The sequence below is a fragment of the Dietzia sp. DQ12-76 genome, from assembly GCF_014145045.1.
Taxonomy (GTDB): domain Bacteria; phylum Actinomycetota; class Actinomycetes; order Mycobacteriales; family Mycobacteriaceae; genus Dietzia.
The window spans coordinates 1-3,970 of the sequence record NZ_JAALDV010000521.1 but is presented as its reverse complement, the minus strand read 5'-3'; the positions used below and the strand labels follow the sequence as shown (position 1 = coordinate 3,970).

Genomic DNA, 3,970 nt, shown 5'->3' with positions numbered 1-3,970 from the left:
CCGCTCCCGAGGCCGCGGGCAACGCCACCGCCGGCAGCGCGATGGGCGCGCTGCTCGTCCTGGGCCTGCCGACCTCGGCGACGGCCGCCATGATGCTGGCCGCGTTCCAGCAGTACGGGATGCAGCCCGGCCCCATGCTCTTCGAGACGAGTGCCGCGCTGGTGTGGCCGCTGCTCGCCAGCCTGTTCGTCGGCCTGATCATCCTGCTGGTCATCAACCTGCCGTTCGCGGCCGTCTGGGCGAAGCTGCTGCTGATCCCCCGCCACTACCTGTACGCCGGCGTGACGGTGATCGCGATGCTCGGCACCTACGCGATCTCCTCCTCGACGCTGGACCTGTGGATGGTGATCGCGATCGGCATCCTGGGATTCGTCATGCGCCGGTTCTCGATCCCGCTGGCCCCGGTCCTGATCGCCGCGATCCTCGGCCCGCTGGCCGAGCTCGAGCTGCGTCGGTCGCTGGCACAGTCCGAGGGCGACGTGTCGATCCTGGTCTCGTCGAACATCACCCTCGCGCTCTACGGCCTGCTGGCCGTGGCCGTGGCGGCGAGCATCATCCAGCACACCCGGCACCGTCGTCGTCGCCGCCGGGAGGCCGCGGCGGAGTTGGAGGCCGCCGCACGGTAGGGATCGTGGACACGACGAAGGCCGCCCACGACACGTGGGCGGCCTTCGTGATCCTGATCGGTACCGGTGGGGGGACTCGATCCCCCGACCTCACGATTATGAGTCGTGCGCTCTAACCAGCTGAGCTACACCGGCATGCGCTGCCAGTCGGGCGATCGGGCCGCCCCGCACAGTGCGAGCCCCCTGACGGAATCGAACCGTCGACCTTTTCCTTACCATGGAAACGCTCTGCCGACTGAGCTAAGGGGGCCGGCCACCCTGGGTCGCGAAGCGCTCCGCGGCTCGGGGTGAAAGCCTCTAGCAGATTACACACAGGCTCGAACGGGGCACAAATCGCCCGGTGGAGCGGGGTCGAGGCCCCGCTGGCAGGATGTGGGGCATGCGCATCTCCGTGGTCGTCCCCGTCCTCGACGACGCCCACGAGCTCGCCGGGTGCCTCGCGGCCCTGCACGGCCAGACGAGGCCGCCGGACGAGATCGTCGTGGTGGACAACGGATGCTCCGACACGAGTGCGGACGTCGCCCGCGAGGCCGGCGCGCGCGTGGTGACCGAGCCGGTCCGGGGTATCCCCTCGGCCGCCGCCGCCGGCTACGACCGGGCCTCGGGCGACGTGATCGCCCGCCTGGACGCGGACTCCCGCCCGGGCCCGGACTGGATGCAGCGGATCGAGAGCGCGTTCGCCGAGGACCCGGGTCTCGTGGCGCTCTCGGGCCCCGGCGAGTTCATCGGACTGGGCGGGTGGCGGGCCCGCGCCGCGCAGCTGCTCTACATGGACGCCTACTTCTTCTCCGTCGGCGCCGCGGTGGCCCATCCTGTGCTGTTCGGGTCCAATCTGGCGATGCGTCGCACGGCCTGGGAGCGCGTCCGCGAGGGAGTCGACCGGTCGGACCCGGAACTGCACGACGACATCGACCTGTCGTTCCAGTTCGGCGCCGACGACCGGCTGCGGGTGGACAGGTCGCTGACCGTGGGCATCTCCGCGCGTCCGTTCGACGATCCGGCCGCGATGCGCCGACGCTTCTCCCGTGCGTTCCGGACGATCGCGCGCAACTGGCGCACCTCGCCGCCCTCTCAGCGCTGGATAGAGCGCCTGCGGCGCTGAGTCGGCCGGAGCGCCTGCGGCGCTGAGTCGCCCGCAGGGCGCGTCAGGACCAGACGAGCACCGACCACAGGATGATCTGCGTGACGCAGAATCCCGCCAGCATGTTGAGCACCAGGAAGCGCTTCCAGCCCTCGTTGGTGCGCTCGGCGTCGGCGTCGGTCACTCCGACATAGGCCGCGACGGTGGCCAGGTACGGCAGGATCGCGAAGGCGACCCCGGACGCGGGCCACGGCGCCGCCACCAGCAGGACGATCACCGCGGCGGCGTAGCAGGCCAGCGCGAACCACACCGCGGCACGGGCCCCGAGCACGGTGGCGACGGACTTCAGGTCCGCCTCGCGGTCGAAGCGGACGTCCTGGACGGCGCCGAAGGCCTGCGAGGCGGCGCCCCACAACATGAAGGCCACCAGGCAGGCCCACACTCCCCCGGTCAGCTCGGCACCCGCGATGGTCCAGCCGACGATCGCCGGGGAGACGAAGTGGAAGGCGGAGGTCACCGAGTCGAGGAACGGGATCTCCTTGAACCGCAGTCCCCTGGCGCTGTAGGCGATCACGGCGAAGGCGCTCGCGGCGAGCCACAGGGACGACTCCAGCGATCCCACCAGCACGAGGTAGAGAAGGAACGGCACCGTGGTCACCGCGGAGGCCACGAGGGTGGCGGTGTGACGGGAGCGTTCCAGCACCGATCCCTCGACGCCGCCCTTGCGCGGGTTGCGCAGGTCCGACTCGTAGTCGAACACGTCGTTGATCCCGTACATCGCCAGGTTGTAGGGCACCAGGAAGAAGACCGTGCCGATGACGCCGACGAGGTCGAACCCCCCTGTGGCCAGGAAGTACGCCAGGGCGAACGGCGCGGCGGTGTTGATCCACGACACCGGCCGGGACGACCAGAACAGCGTGGAGAGCAGACCGGGTGACGCGGACCGCTCGGGGGTGCGGACCTCGTCGTCGTCGTGCCCCGGACCGCGTGCCAGCAGCGCGTCACCCCTGCCCGACACCGTCGGGTTCCCGACCCCGGCCCCGACGCGCGGCGACTCGGTGAGCAGCGCCCACACCGACGGCACGAACACCGCCGCGGCCACGGCGTAGGCGAAGTCCTCGATGGGCGCCACGCCCAGCCGGATGCCGCTGGTGAGCTCGTCGTCGTACGCCACGAGCCCGGCCGAGATCATGATGTTGTCGAACACCGCGGTGAGGATCATGAGAATGACGAACGCGCCGGCGACCCCGATCAGCCACCGGCGTCGGGCCTGCCCACGCAGGCGCCAGGCCGCGAGGAGGGCCACGGCCACCACGGGGATGGACATGGTGAGGTTGAGGGTCGTGTAGAGGCTGGTCACGGGCGTTCCCCTGTCGCCCGGGCCGTCTGGGAGGACCGGGCCGTCCGGGACGCCCGGGACGCGGCCGCGTGCTCGACGGCACGGGAGACCCCCGTCGCGCACACCAACGCGAGGTGGGACAGGAACGCCAGGAACACGACCTCCTCGACCGGGATCTCGGGGGCCACCAGCAGACCGGTCATGAAGTCGGTCTGGCCGCGAAAGAACACCCCGCTGCGCACCCCGAGGACGTCCCACGTGAGCAGCAGCGCCACGGAGGCGGTGACGGCGAGCGCCGCGGCGGCGGGCGCACGGAACGCCGCCAGCTTCCAGCGGTGGTCGATCACCAGGATTCCGGTGAACGAAACCACCTGAACCAGGAGATAGGCCAGCCCGATCACCTGTCGAACACCACCCTGTCTCCTACCGCCCTGTCGAACACCGTGCCCCCGCCGGGCTCGGGCACCGGCGCCGTGCCCGTGTCTCCCCGGACGTGTTTGAGCACCAGCTCGGCGCTGATCAGGCACATGGGCAACCCGATCCCGGGAATGGTGGACGCCCCCGCGTAGTAGAGACCGTCGACGTGCCGGGAGACGTTTCGGGTCCGGAAGAACGCGCTCTGGGCCAGCGTATGGGCGGGCCCGAGGGCGGTGCCGCGCCACGCCCCCAGATCCTGTTCCAGATCGGCCGGCGCGATGGTGCGACGGACCACCACGCGCTCCGCCAGGTCGGGGATCCCGGTCCAGTCGGCGATCTGGGCGATAGCCCGGTCGGCGGCCGCCTCGATGGTCGCGTCACCGGCGCCGTCGACGCCCCCGTGCCCGAGACCGGGGTCGGCGGGGATGGGGACCAGGACGAAGAGGTTCTCGTGCCCTGCGGGGGCGATGCCGGCGTCGGGGTCGTCGGTCGCGCTGGGGCGGCAGA

At 71.1% G+C, this 3,970-nt stretch carries 4 protein-coding genes, 2 tRNA genes and 1 pseudogene; 2 read left to right on the top strand and 5 right to left on the bottom strand.

Annotated features, from left to right (window positions below; translation table 11 throughout):
- A partial coding sequence (locus G6019_RS16025) for a tripartite tricarboxylate transporter permease (RefSeq protein ID WP_182628028.1) occupies nt 1–626 on the top strand: 626 nt, incomplete at its 5' end.
- Nucleotides 627–687: 61 nt separating this feature from the next.
- Here the strand turns inward: G6019_RS16025 and G6019_RS16020 are convergent.
- Both G6019_RS16020 and G6019_RS16015 read right to left on the bottom strand, forming a co-directional pair.
- A tRNA-Met gene (locus G6019_RS16020) sits at nt 688–761 on the bottom strand.
- Nucleotides 762–803: 42 nt separating this feature from the next.
- Nucleotides 804–876: transfer RNA gene (locus G6019_RS16015), tRNA-Thr, on the bottom strand.
- A 129-nt stretch (nt 877–1,005) separates the two neighbouring features.
- Here G6019_RS16015 and G6019_RS16010 point away from each other — a divergent pair.
- Complete coding sequence (locus G6019_RS16010) at nt 1,006–1,728, top strand: glycosyltransferase (RefSeq protein WP_182613086.1); 723 nt, start codon at nt 1,006–1,008, stop codon at nt 1,726–1,728.
- Nucleotides 1,729–1,771: 43 nt separating this feature from the next.
- Here the strand turns inward: G6019_RS16010 and G6019_RS16005 are convergent, their stop codons facing one another.
- From G6019_RS16005 to G6019_RS15995, 3 genes and pseudogenes are all read right to left on the bottom strand, one after another.
- Entirely contained in the window at nt 1,772–3,067 is a 1,296-nt protein-coding gene (locus G6019_RS16005) for a prenyltransferase (RefSeq protein WP_182613087.1), read from the bottom strand.
- Complete coding sequence (locus G6019_RS16000; protein ID WP_182613088.1) at nt 3,064–3,447, bottom strand: lycopene cyclase domain-containing protein; 384 nt, start codon at nt 3,445–3,447, stop codon at nt 3,064–3,066. Before G6019_RS16000 ends, G6019_RS16005 begins: the two co-directional genes overlap by 4 nt.
- Nucleotides 3,444–3,970 (bottom strand): annotated as a pseudogene (locus G6019_RS15995) (phytoene desaturase); the annotation flags it as partial. The gene G6019_RS16000 and the pseudogene G6019_RS15995, both read right to left, overlap by 4 nt.